Annotated in this window: 17 protein-coding genes; 5 read left to right on the top strand and 12 right to left on the bottom strand. The window is 39.3% G+C overall.

What is annotated here, in order from left to right; genetic code table 11:
* Positions 1-10 precede the first annotated feature (10 nt).
* A complete protein-coding gene (guaB, locus tag ACOQO1_RS08465; protein WP_420602430.1) occupies positions 11-1,483 on the bottom strand; it encodes an IMP dehydrogenase in 1,473 nt (490 codons plus the stop codon).
* A 139-nt stretch (positions 1,484-1,622) separates the two neighbouring features.
* Between guaB and ACOQO1_RS08470 the strand changes: the two genes are divergently transcribed.
* Positions 1,623-1,973: a DUF6686 family protein gene (locus ACOQO1_RS08470; protein ID WP_420602431.1), complete on the top strand. Its 351-nt coding sequence runs from the start codon at positions 1,623-1,625 to the stop codon at positions 1,971-1,973.
* Positions 1,974-1,975: 2 nt separating this feature from the next.
* Here ACOQO1_RS08470 and ACOQO1_RS08475 read toward each other — a convergent pair whose 3' ends face one another.
* The 7 genes from ACOQO1_RS08475 to ACOQO1_RS08505 form a co-directional block, all read right to left on the bottom strand.
* The gene (locus tag ACOQO1_RS08475; protein ID WP_420602432.1) at positions 1,976-2,470 is read right to left on the bottom strand and encodes a hypothetical protein; all 495 of its coding nucleotides are present in this window, start codon (positions 2,468-2,470) and stop codon (positions 1,976-1,978) included.
* A complete protein-coding gene (locus ACOQO1_RS08480; RefSeq protein ID WP_420602433.1) occupies positions 2,470-3,000 on the bottom strand; it encodes an FMN-binding protein in 531 nt (176 codons plus the stop codon). The genes ACOQO1_RS08475 and ACOQO1_RS08480 overlap by 1 nt, the downstream gene beginning before the upstream one ends.
* 82 nt (positions 3,001-3,082) lie before the next feature.
* A complete protein-coding gene (locus ACOQO1_RS08485) occupies positions 3,083-4,261 on the bottom strand; it encodes a hypothetical protein (RefSeq protein WP_420602434.1) in 1,179 nt (392 codons plus the stop codon).
* Between the two features lie 152 nt (positions 4,262-4,413).
* Positions 4,414-5,277: a hydroxymethylglutaryl-CoA lyase gene (locus ACOQO1_RS08490; RefSeq protein WP_420602435.1), complete on the bottom strand. Its 864-nt coding sequence runs from the start codon at positions 5,275-5,277 to the stop codon at positions 4,414-4,416.
* A gap of 21 nt (positions 5,278-5,298) precedes the next feature.
* Positions 5,299-5,958: a LysE family translocator gene (locus tag ACOQO1_RS08495; protein ID WP_420602436.1), complete on the bottom strand. Its 660-nt coding sequence runs from the start codon at positions 5,956-5,958 to the stop codon at positions 5,299-5,301.
* Between the two features lie 6 nt (positions 5,959-5,964).
* Positions 5,965-7,005: a quinone-dependent dihydroorotate dehydrogenase gene (locus ACOQO1_RS08500; RefSeq protein ID WP_420602437.1), complete on the bottom strand. Its 1,041-nt coding sequence runs from the start codon at positions 7,003-7,005 to the stop codon at positions 5,965-5,967.
* Between the two features lie 53 nt (positions 7,006-7,058).
* A complete protein-coding gene (locus tag ACOQO1_RS08505) occupies positions 7,059-7,478 on the bottom strand; it encodes a hypothetical protein (protein WP_420602438.1) in 420 nt (139 codons plus the stop codon).
* 97 nt (positions 7,479-7,575) lie between these two features.
* Here ACOQO1_RS08505 and pepT point away from each other — a divergent pair, with 97 nt between their 5' ends.
* The 4 genes from pepT (at position 7,576) to ACOQO1_RS08525 (ending at position 11,727) form a co-directional block, all read left to right on the top strand.
* Positions 7,576-8,805: a peptidase T gene (pepT, locus tag ACOQO1_RS08510; protein ID WP_420602439.1), complete on the top strand. Its 1,230-nt coding sequence runs from the start codon at positions 7,576-7,578 to the stop codon at positions 8,803-8,805.
* 1 nt (position 8,806) lies between these two features.
* Entirely contained in the window at positions 8,807-9,400 is a 594-nt protein-coding gene (locus ACOQO1_RS08515) for a YdeI/OmpD-associated family protein (RefSeq protein ID WP_420602440.1), read from the top strand.
* 245 nt (positions 9,401-9,645) lie between these two features.
* Positions 9,646-10,395, top strand: coding sequence for a class I SAM-dependent methyltransferase (locus tag ACOQO1_RS08520; protein ID WP_420602441.1), 750 nt, complete (start codon positions 9,646-9,648; stop codon positions 10,393-10,395).
* 198 nt (positions 10,396-10,593) lie between these two features.
* The gene (locus ACOQO1_RS08525) at positions 10,594-11,727 is read left to right on the top strand and encodes a hypothetical protein (protein ID WP_420602442.1); all 1,134 of its coding nucleotides are present in this window, start codon (positions 10,594-10,596) and stop codon (positions 11,725-11,727) included.
* Positions 11,728-11,878: 151 nt separating this feature from the next.
* Here the strand turns inward: ACOQO1_RS08525 and ACOQO1_RS08530 are convergent, their stop codons facing one another.
* The 4 genes from ACOQO1_RS08530 to nusB form a co-directional block, all read right to left on the bottom strand.
* Positions 11,879-13,228 carry a Gfo/Idh/MocA family protein gene (locus ACOQO1_RS08530; protein ID WP_420602443.1) on the bottom strand — a complete coding sequence of 450 codons (1,350 nt, stop codon included), beginning with the start codon at positions 13,226-13,228 and terminating at the stop codon, positions 11,879-11,881.
* Between the two features lie 82 nt (positions 13,229-13,310).
* Positions 13,311-13,598 carry a preprotein translocase subunit YajC gene (yajC, locus tag ACOQO1_RS08535; RefSeq protein WP_420602444.1) on the bottom strand — a complete coding sequence of 96 codons (288 nt, stop codon included), beginning with the start codon at positions 13,596-13,598 and terminating at the stop codon, positions 13,311-13,313.
* 13 nt (positions 13,599-13,611) lie between these two features.
* Complete coding sequence (locus ACOQO1_RS08540; protein WP_420602445.1) at positions 13,612-14,091, bottom strand: DUF1573 domain-containing protein; 480 nt, start codon at positions 14,089-14,091, stop codon at positions 13,612-13,614.
* 39 nt (positions 14,092-14,130) lie between these two features.
* Complete coding sequence (gene nusB / locus ACOQO1_RS08545; protein ID WP_420602446.1) at positions 14,131-15,078, bottom strand: transcription antitermination factor NusB; 948 nt, start codon at positions 15,076-15,078, stop codon at positions 14,131-14,133.
* Between the last annotated feature and the right edge of the window lie 115 nt (positions 15,079-15,193).

Raw genomic sequence — 15,193 nt, forward strand, 5'->3', positions numbered from 1 at the left:
AAGGGTTTAATTACCTACTATAGTTAGGACTTTCTTTGGTAATAGTCACATCATGTGGGTGACTTTCATTGATGCCGCTTGCAGTAATTTTAACAAATCTTCCGGTTTCTTTTAAGGTCTCAATATCCTTGGCACCGCAATAGCCCATACCGGCACGCAATCCGCCAACAAATTGATGGATACTTTCAAACAGTTCTCCTTTATAGGGTACACGACCTACTATCCCTTCCGGTACCAGTTTTTTAATATCATCCTCTACATCTTGGAAATAACGGTCCTTACTTCCCTCCTTCATGGCTTCCACGGACCCCATACCTCTGTACGATTTGAATTTACGGCCTTCGTAAATAATGGTTTCGCCTGGGGATTCCTTCGTTCCCGCCAAAAGAGAGCCTAACATCACCGTATCTGCTCCTGCTGCTATCGCTTTTGGAATATCACCCGTATATCGGATTCCACCATCGGCTATAACCGGAACACCAGTACCTTTTATGGCTGCCGCCACTTCCAACACTGCAGAAAACTGCGGAAATCCTACTCCGGCAACAACCCGTGTGGTACAAATGGAACCTGGTCCAATACCTACCTTCACGGCATCCGCTCCAGCTTCTACCAAATATTTTGCAGCTTCACCTGTAGCTATATTCCCTACAACCACATCAAGTTCAGGAAAAGATTTTTTTACATCTTTTAATACACCCACAACGCCTTTGGTATGACCATGGGCCGTATCGATGATTATAGCATCTACTCCAGCATTCACCAAAGCTGCTGCTCTATCAACTGCATCCGGGGTAACCCCAATGGCTGCTGCAACACGTAAACGTCCGTATTGATCCTTGTTCGCAATTGGTTTTTGGGTCAACTTGGTGATATCCCTGAAAGTAATCAATCCAACCAAGACATCTTTGTCATTTACAACCGGAAGCTTTTCAATCTTATTTTTTTGCAAGATAACTTCTGCCTCCTGCAAGGATGTCCCTTCACCAACAGTTACCAGATTCGCTGAGGTCATCACTTCAGATATAGGTCGGTCATTGTTCTTCTCAAACCGTAAATCTCTATTAGTAACGATTCCAATCAACTTTTTATCAGCATCAACAATTGGAATTCCACCAATGCTATGTTCCTTCATACTTGCTTTTGCATCACGTACAGAGGAGTTTAGTGGTAGCGTAACTGGATCCATGATCATGCCACTTTCGGCTCGTTTTACCTTTCTTACCTTAAGTGCCTGCTGATCTATGGTCATGTTTTTGTGCAAAACACCTATACCACCCTCCCTTGCCATGGCAATGGCCATTTGGGATTCAGTCACAGTATCCATCGCTGCTGAAACAACGGGAACATTTATGGTAATATTTCTAGTGAATTTTGTTTGGATATTGACTTCTCGGGGAAGAACTTCCGAGTATCCAGGCACAAGGAGAACATCATCATATGTTAGTCCTTCGCCAACGATTTTATTTAGGTGGGCTTCCATTGCAATTACGGATTAATTGCGTGCAAATATACCATATTTTAATTCAAGTTGAACCTTATCGGAGTTTGAGGTGTTATTTAATTTATTTTTATTTAGACTTATTATAAATAATAAATATATTTACAACAAATTCTACCTTATGTGCGAGTCTCAAAAAATTCTAAGCCAAACCAAAAACGGAACCTTAACCTTTTGCAATCAAAGTAAACTTTTCCAGCTAGTCTATAACAATCTATGTTTTGAGCTTTATGAATGGGAACTTGATGCATTTAAATGCTATGTCTCCCAACTTGATATTACCTATTGGGAAAAAGAGTTCAAAAACTGGATACATGAGCGAAAAATTCCAATTTCGGTTGGTCAAAAGCACTTTATCATTCTAGTAAGCAAAAGGGAAATTTTAGAAATCAAGCGACTCTTGTGCATAAATTTGAAACAAGTGGAGTTTCTGGAATATGATGATATCAATTACCGATTTATAGAAAACTAGGGTCACTCCCTATTTGGTTTGACACATTGCAATAGCACCAGTATTGCCGAGAAAGTAAATGTCAGGGTCATTAGCGTTCCTGAAAAAATCACCACGTACTTCATCCATAGCATTCCTTTCCACATCAGGTAAATACCTCCAAAAGTTAATAGGACGGACAAAAATGGCTCAATGGTTAAGAAGAGTTTCCATTTTTTTGGGAATCTGGTTATCCATACCAATCCGCCCAATAAAAAGAAGATAAAGGACATGGAGAGAATATGGGTATGGATGATGGTCAACATTTCCCGATCTCCTTTTTTGAATTTCATTACCGTAGCCCCTTCATCCTCTTCATTCCCCAAGTAGTTTTCCTCAATCCCGGCAGGTGTGGCAGAATCGGTTTGTTTAACAAACAATAATCCTGTAAAAAAGCCAATGGAAAGTACCACGACAAATACGGCAATAAAAAGTCTGATTTCCCTTGGGAAAGTAGTCAAAAGACCATTATAAGTCATTACAATTGTCCTTTTTCCTGAAGAATACCAACGGTTTGCAGGAGATTGTCCATGGATTTTGTCATTGAACGCACGGAAATGGTAGCTCCTGAAATGGCATCAATATTAGTTTCGTGGTTCACTCTATCCCCTCCGGTCTTTCCAAGAAATTGCTTTAACCATCTTTTGCTGCCAATTTCTCCTCCGTACTCTTCGCGATAAACCAATACTTTGGAATTAACCACGGTTAAATTGTGGTCAAAAACCACCAAGTAGTCAAACTTAGCAGTTTTACTTGGGGCTTGATCAACAAAAACATAGCCTAAAAGGGAAGTTTGGTCAACTATCCTATAAAAGTTTTCTCCTGAAATCTTTGATGGTAGCTCTGCATTCAATTCATCCGAAACCGTGATAGGACTCATGCTAAAATCCACCACTTCAAAAGTCTTCTCAACTTCCTTAACTACCTTTTTATGGACTCCTTTAGGAATACCGAATCCACAAAATAGGAGCACAACTAATATACTGGCCGATGTTCTTACCAATTTCATGCCCCAAATATATGTTAATTTAGACTTATTATGAATAAAAATAAGATAAAGATTTTATCCAATGGGCAAAAAAAAGGTGTGGTTAAAACCACACCCCTATTCCAAAATTGAGCCTATCCGTTACATCATCACCATCCAAAGCATTGCTTCTAAACTGATAATCTCCTTTAACGACAACTCCGGGAGCAATATGATAGGTTAATCCGGTAGTAACATCGGTTCTATCATAAGCCTCATTTTCTACCAAAGCACCATCAGTATTGGCATGGGTATCATATTTTTCGTAGCGGGCAAAAGCAAATAATTTCTGTCTTTTACCGGTTGGTAGCAAATTATAAGCTCCTTCTACATACCAACCTTGCAAAGCACTTCCCAAATCTCTTCCTGTCAAAGAATTATAAGCTTCGGTATCTGAAAGTGATGCGTGGATAAATTGTCCTCTCGCAGTAAACTTTTGGTAGGCGTATCTAGCATCCAATCCTAGCATGGCGATACCAATATCGGAACCATCAAATTGCTCGACATTATCATCTGCCTGGGTACGTCCGAAGTATGTTGACAAGCCCAAACGAAGTCCTGGAATACCATAGTAGTCCAATTTCGTAGCCAAATTAGGGCTATCTATGGTGGACTTAATACCTTTCTGCCTTCCGCTTCGCAATCCGTTCGATCCTTTCAAAATTCCAGATACTCCGCCTTCCCCATCAGCTTCAGAAGATTTAAAGCCATTGAATAAATAGGCTTGATATCCCAAAGAAATGGAATTAAATCTACCAGTAACCCCTACCCCAAGCTCTCTCCATGTTGTGGGTACAATCACATTATCAATAGCGGGTCTTTCCGTTCCATTAAAGGTTGTGGGTTCATGAAATTCATTGACAATGCCCATTGGTACCAACATCAATCCACCTCTAACATTGAAGTTAGGTGCGGCGTTGTAGTTTACAAATGCCTGCTCCACAAAAACCTCTTCAACATGTTCAAATTCAATTTCCGTTACAAACTGGGTACGGTCATCAAACCTATATCCAAAAAGAAGTACCAATCGTTGTACATCTATTTCCCCATTTCCACCTTCTGGCTGATTGTACAACATTTCTCCGTACGCACCTACCGTAACAGCCGATGCATAATTGCCCGAGAGTAGCCTCTGTGCTGCGTTTATTTGTTTTTGTGGGTCCAAAGCAATGGAATCCGTTTGAGTCTGCGCAAAAATTGTTGATGAAACCAGTACTGTAAATAAGAGAATAAAATGTCTCATGTTGTTACTTATTATTATTTAGATTGATTTAAAATAAATTAGAGGAGGCAAATATATTTCGACCTTTAGAATAGGCCAAATTTATTTAGACTTAATTTAAATAAATTTTAAGATTTAACATTTTAACCCTTTATGGGCATCCAAAAAAAGATTCAATGGTACACAGAAAATAGCTCTGTAGCCTTGTTGTAAGCTGCTTCAAAAACCATCCAGTTTACATTGGAATCCACTTTTTCTGAAGTGAAATAGGAAAGCATTTTTTCTGTGGGCATGTTCCCTGTAAGCTCATCTTTTGCCATGGGGCATCCTCCAAAACCCTGTACAGCACCATCAAAGCGCCTGCATCCCGCTTTATAGGCTGCGTCCACCTTTTCATGCCATTTAGTGGGTGTTGTATGCAAATGTGCCCCAAACTCAATATCGGGATACGTTGGAATCAAATTGGAGAACAAATAATCAATAACTTCAGGTGTAGAGCTTCCAATGGTATCGGAAAGGGAAAGTATTTTAGCTCCCATCCCAGCCAGCTTTTCTGTCCACTCCCCCACTATTTCAACATTCCAAGGGTCTCCATATGGATTTCCAAAACCCATGGAAATGTATGTGACCACCTCTTTGTCATTGTCATTTGCAATTTCCAAAATACCCTTAAGTGTCTCTATGGATTGTGCAATGGTCTTGTGGGTATTCCTCATTTGAAAGTTTTCCGAAATGGAAAAGGGATACCCCAAATAATCAATCGCTGAATGCTGACTTGCATCATTGGCACCTCTGGTATTGGCCACAATGGCCAAAAGCTTGCTCTTGGTCTTGGAAAGATCCAATTGTGCCAAAACATCAGCGGTATCCACCATCTGTGGAATAGCTTTGGGAGAAACAAAACTTCCAAAATCTATGGTGTCAAAACCACAGCCCAATAAAGATTGAATATACTTTACCTTCTCCTGAGTGGGGATAAAGGTTTTTATGCCTTGCATGGCATCTCTAGGGCATTCTATAAGTTTGACTTTTGACATAGGCTGCCTGTAAAATTACCATTATTTATCCGATAGCAATAGATAAACGGCAATCAACACAAACACAACAATCTGCAACCATTTAAGGTATATTCCCGCTTTTGGGTTTTTTAAAAGGTAGTTGGAAATGCTTCCGGCCAAAACCGCAATCAGACCAAAAATAAGGAAGGCCACTAGCATAAAAAGTAGTCCCAATACATAAAATTGAATTACTGTATGAAGCTCATCACTGAACAAAAAACCAGGAAAAAAAGCCAAAAAGAAGATGGTTACCTTTGGATTGAGCACATTCATGGTAAAACCCTTCCAAAACAACTTGGAAAGTCCTTTTGTAGAGCCGTTCCCTTTATCCAACAGGATGGTGGCATCACTTCTGTAGACCATTATCGCCAAGTACAAAAGGTAAATAGCTCCGAAAAGTTTTATGCCAAAAAAAAGGGAGTCACTTCTTTTAATAATTTCCGATACCCCAAAAGCCAAAAGCGTGGTGTGCACCAAACACCCACTCACCAATCCGGCTACCGTGGCCAATCCAGATTTTACACCATTGGAAATGCTCTGGGCTAGCACAAAAATGTTATCTGGCCCTGGTGCAATGGCCAAGGCTGCTGAAGAAATCACAAATGTTAATAGTACTGGATAATTTACGGTTTCAACAAGAAAAATGGACAGACTAGACATATGATCTTAGCTCGTACGTTCCAAAATAGCCTTATTTATTTTTTTAATGAGCGCCGGGCCCTCATAAATAAATCCTGTGTACAGCTGAATCAAGTCGGCTCCAGCGTCCAGTTTTTCAAGTGCATCTTCTGGGGAATGTATTCCTCCCACCCCAATAATAGGAAAGGCTTTGTTGCTCTTTTCGGCCAAAAACCGAATCACCTCTGTACTTCTATTGGTCAAAGGTTTTCCACTGAGGCCACCTTTTTCTTCTGTCATAATCAAATGGGATTTCAATCCTTTTCTTGAAATGGTGGTGTTGGTGGCGATTACCCCATCAATTGAGGCATCTCCAATTATTGAGATGATATCCATCAACTGATCATTGCTCAGGTCGGGGGCAATCTTGAGCAAGATAGGCTTTTCCTTCTGTTCGTACTTCTTTGCCAATTTTCTACTTTGCCTCTTCAACTTCTTTAACAAGTCTGTCAACGGCTCTTTATCTTGTAACTCCCTAAGTCCAGGAGTATTGGGTGAACTCACGTTTACGACAAAATAATCCACATGCTCAAAAAGCGCTTCAAAACATATTAGATAGTCTTTTATTGCATCTTTATTGGCCGTTACTTTATTCTTACCAATATTGCCCCCAATAAGTACTCGATGTTTCTTCTTCAACTGTTCAACCGCCTCAAAAACACCTTTGTTGTTGAAACCCATACGGTTGATAATAGCTTCATCTTCCCGCAGTCGGAACAATCTTTTTTTAGGATTACCGGATTGAGGCTTGGGGGTCAACGTGCCTATTTCAATAAAACCAAATCCAAAATCGGACAATTCGTTGTATAATTTGGCATCTTTATCAAACCCAGCGGCAAGACCTACCGGATTTTTGAACTTTAATCCAAAAACCTCCCGTTCCAGTTTAGGGTCATTTACCGAAAAAACACTTCTGAAAAGTCGGTTCAATCCCAATCTTGAAAAGGTCTTTATGGCGCCAAAAGAAAAATAATGTACAGATTCGGCATCAAAAAGAAAGAGTATAGGGCGTATGAGGAACTTGTACATTTATAAAATTTTGTCAAAAATATAAACTCTGGATTCAGAATTTAGAAAATCGGCTATTTTTCGTTAACTGACCTATCTATATAGATAGGGCGTAAGGTAAGTTGATTGCACAATTTTATATAGAAATTGTATTGCCTATCATTAAAAATGGACAATAAGCGTTTATCCAGCATCCGTGAATTCTGTTTCATGCTATCCAATAAATCTCTGTATTTGTAGGAGATGTTCATTAAATCTTCCGGCGAACTCTGTGCATGGCGTTTTAACAGATACTCTGCCTGATTCTTTAAATGGTCATTTCTCACCTTAAGTTCGGCGCTCCAATTCTTTAATTTTTCCAACTGGATCTCACTGAGCTGAAAGACTTCTGCAATGGTCTCATCATCCTGTCCGCCAATACCCAGCGAACATTCTTCCTGGGCAACGCTAAAAAAACTGGAAATCAAAAAAAGATAAAAAAGTATGGCTTTCAATTGGTTTGGTTTTCTCAAACGGGAAAGATAGTTTTTCACCTTCATTTTTTCCCAAAATCACGATTGAATAAACGTTATTTTTGATGAAACGCATTTTATGGAAAAATTACTACCCCGATTTCTTGAATATGTGACCACCGACACGCAAAGTGACCCCTACTCCAAAACTACGCCCAGTACCGAAAAACAATGGGATTTGGCTAAAAAACTGGTGCTGGAACTCCATCAAATAGGAATGCAAGAGGTTTCCATAGATGAAAATGCGTATATCATGGCCACCTTGCCCAGTAATATGGACAAAAAAGTGCCTGTCATTGGCTTTATTTCACATTTTGACACTTCTCCTGATTTTACGGGGAAAAATGTAAAACCTCAGGTAATTGAGAATTATGATGGGGAGGACATTGTATTGAACAAAGGCAAAAATATTGTACTGTCACCTGACTATTTTGAAGATTTGCAGCAGTATAAAGGCCAGACACTGATTACTACAGATGGCACAACCTTGTTGGGTGCGGATGATAAGGCCGGTATTGCTGAAATTATTACGGCCATGGAATACTTGATTCAACATCCAGAAATAAAGCATGGAGAAATTCGTATTGGCTTTACTCCGGATGAAGAAATTGGAAGGGGCGCGCATAAATTTGATGTGGAAAAATTTGGAGCTGCCTGGGCCTACACTATGGATGGCAGTCAGGTTGGTGAATTGGAATTTGAAAACTTCAACGCTGCCAGTGCCAAAATCCAAATAGAAGGAAAGAGTGTTCATCCGGGTTATGCAAAAAACAAAATGGTAAACGCCATTGGAATTGCCAATGAGTTTTTAAGCCTTCTTCCTCCAAGGGAAGTTCCGGAACGCACCAGCGATAGAGAAGGTTTTTTTCACGTTCACCATATAAAAGGGGAAATTGAAAAGGCCGAGATAGAACTTATTATTCGGGACCATGATGAAGGCCACTTTGATGCAAGAAAACAACTTTTGCAAGACATTACGGATAAGCTCCAAAAAAAGTACGGTGACTGTGTAACACTGCACATTGAGAATCAGTACAGAAACATGCACGAAAAGATAGTTCCTGTTTTCCATATTGTTGAAATTGCACAAGAGGCCATGGAATCTGTGGGTATTGACCCCATCATTAAACCCATTCGTGGGGGAACCGATGGTTCACAATTAAGTTTTATGGGGCTGCCATGCCCCAATATTTTTGCGGGAGGCCACAATTTTCATGGTAAATATGAGTATGTCCCATTGGAAAGTATGCAAAAAGCAGTAGAGGTCATTGTTAAAATCTGTGAGCTCACTGCTATTCAAATAAAATAAAATGGAAAAATTGGAAAAACTCGATGCCTACTATCAAAAAGAGCATCCATTTAGGGAAGGAATTGGTGTCCTTCGGACATTGGCGCTCCAAACGGATTGTATGGAGGAGTATAAATGGAACTTTCCGGTTTACACTATAAATGGAAAAAATGTATTTGGTATCTGTAGGTTCAAAAACCATTTTGGTGTCTGGTTTTTCAATGGGGTTTTTCTTTCCGATCCAAAAAATGTATTGCGTAATGCCCAAGAGGGAAAAACCAAGGGAATGCGCCATTGGAATTTCCTTTCCACAACGGAAATTGAAAAGGATGCTGTGTTAGCTTATATGCTGGAATCCATTGAAAATCAAAAACAAGGCAAAGAAATTATTGCGAAAAAAAGTACCGTTTCCCTTGAAGTTCCAGCTCTACTCAAAACTGAGCTATCCAAAAAATCCAATTTAAAAGCTTCTTTTGAAGCACTTAGCCCATATAAACAAAAGGAATATTGTGAATACATTATAGAAGCCAAGCAGGAAAAAACCAAAATCAGAAGGCTGGAAAAAATCTTGCCCATGATATCCAAGGGAATTGGGCTTCATGATGCCTACCGTTAAAAAAAGGAAACAGCTCCTTTCCTTAAAAGGGAAAGGTGTCAACTTAAAGTTGACGGAAAGGGCAACATCCCTCCCATCTTTAGCCTCATTCGTCAAACCATAATACCCATCCATCAATTCCAGTCAGGTTTTTCTGTTGAATTTTCCAAACTTTCACTTATCGGATTCTAAGCTTAAAGCTTAGCTACAAGTTGATAAACTTAAAGATGATCAATCCATTAAGAATGTAAAATAAAACAATAGGTATGTCACTTAAAAATGTTCAAAAAGCTTATGAGAAAGTTGGAACAGACGATCCTCTCTGGGCAATTCTCACAGACGACAAAAAACGTGGAAACAAATGGGATCCAGAAGAATTTTTTGAGACAGGGCGAAAAGAAATCAACTCTGTAATTGCCTATTTAGAAAGCATTGATGTTGAAATCAACTATGGTAATGCATTCGATTTTGGCTGTGGTGTAGGAAGGTTAACTCAAGGTCTTTGTTATCATTTTGACCAAGTTACTGGAGTGGATATTTCCAACACTATGATTGCTGGTGCCATAGCATATAATAAATTCGGCGAAAATTGTACTTACATTACCAACACTGAACCTAACCTAAAATGTTTAAACAGCAACACTTTTGATTTCATATACACAAATATTGTGTTACAACATATGGCGCCACGCTATCAGGTCGAATACATCAAGGAATTTTTCCGGATACTTAAGCCTGGTGGTAAAGCCCTCTTCCAGGTGCGTACGCCAAAAGGCTCCAGTCCCAAGCCAGGATCGCTTGCAGAAAAGATGTACAACTTCAAAATGGAAAGGTTAAAACCATTTTGGAAAACTGTCCGTGGCCGTCCACCAATTCAGATCCACACAATTTCACCCCATATAGTGGAGCAGGTTATTAAAGAGTGTGGGGCAACGCTTCTTGATGTGAAAGGAGTAGATAAAAGAGTCCATACGTGGTACAAGAACCTGCGTTATTGTGCAATGAAGCGTAGATAATACTGCCTAGTACTTTGGCGCAATCCATCTGTTTGCTGCTTGATTGGCGACACCCCTCCCATCTTTAGCCTCATTCGTCAAACCATAATACCCATCCATCAATTTGCACTAAATTTTTAGGTAGAAAATTCCGAACTTCACTTATCGGTCGATATAACTCATTAAAACGAGGCCATATCTTAAACGTTACCCACAATTATGAAGAACATATTTCTATTTTCAACACTTTGCTTTTTCAGTTTTAGTAATTACGCTCAAGAAAATATTACTTCTGAATTAGAAAAAGCTTATGGAGAGAGGAAATATGACTTGATTATTTCAGAGCACTCAGAAAAAGTAAGTGAATATCCAGCGAAGGCAATTTACTATGTCGCTATGGCTTACTACATGAAAGCTAATGACAGCAAAGTACTGGAATTAATGGATTTTTCCATTCAAAAGGATAAAAATGATCCTGACGTGCATTATATCCAAGGAATGACGCTTAACTATGTTGGACAATTCGACAAAGCAATTGAATCTTTCAGAAAAGCAATCGAATTGGATTCAACTAACTCAAATTATTTTAGTGGTATGGGTGATTCTTATGTTAGTCAAGAAAAATATGAAGAGGCTCTTTCTCAATATATGATGGCTACAGAAAAAAATGAGCCAATTGACCGCCCTTTTGCCATGATTCCACAAATTTATGCGGAACTAAACCAGCCCGAAAAAGCTCTAATGGCGTTTTATAAATCAAAGGAAACTATCTCAAAGGAATCTGACTCATACATTAACGCATTATTTAATATCGGACTCTATGAGTTTTTGGACAAAAATTATGACAAATCCGAAATTGCCTTCAAAGAACTTATTGAACTAGTGCCAAGTGACTATCCTTCATATGCTAAATTAATTCAAGTTTATTATGGTAAAAAGGAATATGAAAAAGCAAAACCTCTTAAAAAACAACTTTACAAAGCCTATGAAAATGGATTATTGCCTGATAATCTCAAAAGTATGTTCTGCTTTGACCAATTTGACTGGAAAGACAAATTGATTCTTGCATATGAAAGATTTGCGGTTAAAGAGGGGGAATTGTATTACAAGCACGTTTTTTATGTAACTAACGAAAAAGGGGACACTGAATTTACTATTCAAACCGAAAATTCCCCAATTTCCGTAGAAATGGGAGGCCCTAAATATGCAGTTGGAATGGATAGAGGTGGCACTCATTCGACTTTCGGATTTATCAATGAGAATTTTAAATATGATGATTTAAAATCCATTGTAATAAAAATTCTTAACGAACAAATTACTCCCTCTTCCAGCTCAAGAAAAGGGAAAAAATAACTGTGGGTAACAACGCCTATAATCCATCGCATGCGCTCGCTGGTGAATAATTGCTAACTTGTGGTTTATTAATCATGCCCCGGAGGCATGCGCCTCCAGGTGCCGTATCATAGCCAGGGCAGATAAGCGCAACCATCACAAAATGTATAGCCTATCCCATTTTAGGCAGTTTCCATCCATTATGGTAGGTAGGTGTAATCAATTCGTTTGCATTACTATTATCAAAACTACCTTGCTCGTTGTTCCAACTTACCTTTGTTCCGGTCTTATACGCAACATTCCCCATATGGCAGACCAAAGCGGTGTTATAACCAACTTCAATGGGAGCTGTTAATTTGGAACCATCCCTTGTCTTTACCGCATCAATAAAATTGACCGTGTGCAAATCCAATCCGCTGCCCTGTCTTGCTTGTAACGGAACCGGTTCTATCTTTGGCCCCAAGTTTTGACTCCAATCTGGTCGGTCATTCTCCGGGATTACTTCCCAACCCCCACGGTCAAGTACCAAAGTTCCATTATTGCCTATAAATGCAATACCGTGATTTCGGTTGTAATTTCCTCCGTCAATTCCAGTGGCATGCTCCCATAGTATGGAAAAATCATCATACTCATACACGGTTTGCAAGGTATCCGGTGTTTCGGAAGCATCATCAGGGTAAGCAAATTTTCCACCAAGTGCCATCACCGATTTTGGTGTAGACGCTTTCATCCCATAAAGTGCATAGTCGATAAGGTGAACACCCCAATCCGTCATCAATCCACCGGCATAATCCCAAAACCATCTAAAATTAAAATGAAACCTATTTGCGTTAAAGGGTCTCTTGGGTGCCGGCCCTAACCACATATCATAATCAACACCCTCAGGAGTAGGCCCATCAGCCTTCACAGGAATGGGGTTCATCCATCCTTGATAGGCCCAGGCCTTTGCCAAGCGTATTTTTCCAAGCTTACCTGAGTGCACATAGTTAATGGCATCAACAAAATGGGGTTGGCTGCGTTGCCATTGCCCTATTTGCACCATTCTATCACTGGCATTCACGGCATTCAACATTGCATTGCTTTCAGCAATTGAGTTTGCGATGGGTTTTTCGCAATACACATCTTTGCCCGCTGCAACTGCATCTGTTAATTGTAAACAATGCCAATGATCAGGTGTTCCAATAATGACCACATCTATATCCTTATCATCCAGCATCTTCCTGTAATCCGTGTACCTTTTGGGCTTTTTGATCTCTGCCTTTTCCAACTCTTGGGTTTTGGCACGGAGCACTTCTTCATCAACATCGCAAAGTGCGACCACTTCAACCTCTGGTATTTTCAATGTGGATATTAAATCGGCAAAGCCCATACCCTTACATCCAATAAGGCCTATTTGTATACGATCATTTGGACTAACATGTTTTCTGATCTTTGCTAAAAGTTCTACGGGAAAAATGAAAGAGGTTCCCATGCCCATCATATAGAGCGAACCTCTTTTAACGAATTGTCTTCTGTTAAACATTTTGGCTGGTTTTCCCAAAAGATACAAAAAAAGCCTCTTGAAAAAGGATTTCAAGAGGCCGGTCTTACATATTAGTAGTAACCTATTTTTTTGCTGGAGCTGATAATTTTTTGCTCATCTCCATGGAAATGGCGGAGCGATCAAACTTTAAACGACCTGCCATGGTTTCAATAACGCATGAAAAGTCTTTGTCGTTTAGTTCCACAATCTTACCGTGAAGACCACTTTTAGTAATAATTCGGTCTCCCTTTTTAAGCTCCGAAGTAAATTTTTTCTCATCCTTCTGACGTTTGATCTGTGGGCGAATCATAAAAAAATAAGCCACAACGAAAATCAATATCAGCGGAAAAAACTGTCCAATGTTTTCCATTTAAAAGGTACGTCTATTTAACAGGTCCTGCGGGTGCAGCTCCTTTAGGGTTAACAAAGGCCTTGATTCTTAACAACTCAGTGCCTTTTTCCGTATTGGCAGTTACCGTAACTGTTTTGGTTACCTGGTTTTGACCTGAACCGTTGAATTTTACCTTTAGCTCCCCACTATCTCCTGGAGCAATAGGTGTGTTCTTTGGGTATTCAGGAACCGTACAACCACAGCTACTTGAAGCATTAGTTATAATAAGAGGTGCATTACCTGTATTGGTAAACTTAAATACAGTCTCTTGTGCGGCACCTTGGGCTATTGTACCAAAATCATGCTCTGATTTTTCAAAACTCATAATAGGAAGTTGCTTCTGTGCCTCATCTCTGTCTGTAGCACTTTCAACATTGTCTGCAACTATTTTGCTTGCCGCTTTATCCTTGCAGGAAACTCCTACCAGCGCAACAACCAAAATCAAACTTAAAACTGTTGTTATTTTCTTCATACTTAAAAAATTATTTTTCCAAAATTAATCAATTAATGTTTATCGAAGTCCTCTTCCTATTTTTTGCAGTTTTCCAGAGGATTTATACTCCTTGGCCAGCTTATCCAACACCCCATTGATAAAAATGCTGCTCTTAGGTGTAGAGTACTCCTTGGCAATTTCCAAATACTCGTTTAAAGTAACCTTCTCCGGGATGGATGAAAAATTAAGCAATTCGCATATGGCCATTTTCAAGATGATGGAGTCTATTTCAGCAATCCGGTCATTGTCCCAATTTGGTGTCTTTCCCTCAATTTCTTTCTCCCATTTTGCATCATTCAACAAGGTCTTTGTCAATAACTCATTGGCAAAGTCCATATCCTGTTGGTCTTTCAGCAATGCAGGCAAAAAGAAACTTTCATTTGACGGTTCACTCACCTTACGGAGTCTTTTGACCAAAAAAGTGTTCACGATGGGAATATCATCTACCCAGGTAAGTTTGTCATCCTCAAAATATTCATAAATCTTTTCGTTGGGAGCAATAATATCCTTAAAAAGCTGAATAACCACGTCTTTATCTGCCTCGTATCCAGATTTTCCATTGGTCATATAGGCTTTGTAAATATCACTGGAAGTGACCTCCTTGTATATGATCTTTACATACTCCTCGTTCAAATACCAATTATTGAGCTTTCTTTTGGAAAGTTCTTTTTTTAAGGATTCGTTACTGGAAATCTGTACCAAAAGCCTGTTGTTCACAAACTTCTTTGGATCTGGATAATTATCCTCCTCTGTGGCAAGGTATTTTTTTGAAGCGTGTTGTGCATGCTTTTCGGCAAGCCGGTGCAATTCTGCCAAGAGGCTTAAAACCAGCAAGTAGAGCACATACATGTTCTCAATACTTACTCTAAGAAACTTCTCTTGCTTCTCCAAAGAATCGTCCTTGGATTGGATCAATGCATAAATGCACTGCATTACTTTTACTCTGATATGCCTTCTGGTAAGCATTTTTAAAGAACTTTTAAAGTCGTTGTTTGGCTTTTACTGCGCAAAAGTAATCTTATATTTTAATCCTACCTATCAAAGTTGTTTTCTTATCAGTTTTATAACATTTACTTTGTGG

The sequence above is a fragment of the Flagellimonas sp. genome, assembly GCF_965222555.1.
Classification (GTDB): Bacteria; Bacteroidota; Bacteroidia; order Flavobacteriales; family Flavobacteriaceae; genus Flagellimonas.

What these genes read in the sequence shown, in the direction of transcription:
- ACOQO1_RS08485 (WP_420602434.1), bottom strand. Translation starts at nt 4,261, where the DNA reads ATGAGACATTTTATTCTCTTATTTACAGTACTGGTTTCATCAACAATT.
- guaB (WP_420602430.1), bottom strand. Translation starts at nt 1,483, where the DNA reads ATGGAAGCCCACCTAAATAAAATCGTTGGCGAAGGACTAACATATGAT.
- nusB (WP_420602446.1), bottom strand. Translation starts at nt 15,078, where the DNA reads ATGCTTACCAGAAGGCATATCAGAGTAAAAGTAATGCAGTGCATTTAT.
- ACOQO1_RS08495 (WP_420602436.1), bottom strand. Translation starts at nt 5,958, where the DNA reads ATGTCTAGTCTGTCCATTTTTCTTGTTGAAACCGTAAATTATCCAGTA.
- ACOQO1_RS08500 (WP_420602437.1), bottom strand. Translation starts at nt 7,005, where the DNA reads ATGTACAAGTTCCTCATACGCCCTATACTCTTTCTTTTTGATGCCGAA.
- pepT (WP_420602439.1), top strand. Translation starts at nt 7,576, where the DNA reads ATGGAAAAATTACTACCCCGATTTCTTGAATATGTGACCACCGACACG.
- ACOQO1_RS08540 (WP_420602445.1), bottom strand. Translation starts at nt 14,091, where the DNA reads ATGAAGAAAATAACAACAGTTTTAAGTTTGATTTTGGTTGTTGCGCTG.
- ACOQO1_RS08530 (WP_420602443.1), bottom strand. Translation starts at nt 13,228, where the DNA reads ATGTTTAACAGAAGACAATTCGTTAAAAGAGGTTCGCTCTATATGATG.
- ACOQO1_RS08520 (WP_420602441.1), top strand. Translation starts at nt 9,646, where the DNA reads ATGTCACTTAAAAATGTTCAAAAAGCTTATGAGAAAGTTGGAACAGAC.
- ACOQO1_RS08480 (WP_420602433.1), bottom strand. Translation starts at nt 3,000, where the DNA reads ATGAAATTGGTAAGAACATCGGCCAGTATATTAGTTGTGCTCCTATTT.
- ACOQO1_RS08525 (WP_420602442.1), top strand. Translation starts at nt 10,594, where the DNA reads ATGAAGAACATATTTCTATTTTCAACACTTTGCTTTTTCAGTTTTAGT.
- ACOQO1_RS08475 (WP_420602432.1), bottom strand. Translation starts at nt 2,470, where the DNA reads ATGACTTATAATGGTCTTTTGACTACTTTCCCAAGGGAAATCAGACTT.
- ACOQO1_RS08490 (WP_420602435.1), bottom strand. Translation starts at nt 5,277, where the DNA reads ATGTCAAAAGTCAAACTTATAGAATGCCCTAGAGATGCCATGCAAGGC.
- ACOQO1_RS08470 (WP_420602431.1), top strand. Translation starts at nt 1,623, where the DNA reads ATGTGCGAGTCTCAAAAAATTCTAAGCCAAACCAAAAACGGAACCTTA.
- yajC (WP_420602444.1), bottom strand. Translation starts at nt 13,598, where the DNA reads ATGGAAAACATTGGACAGTTTTTTCCGCTGATATTGATTTTCGTTGTG.
- ACOQO1_RS08515 (WP_420602440.1), top strand. Translation starts at nt 8,807, where the DNA reads ATGGAAAAATTGGAAAAACTCGATGCCTACTATCAAAAAGAGCATCCA.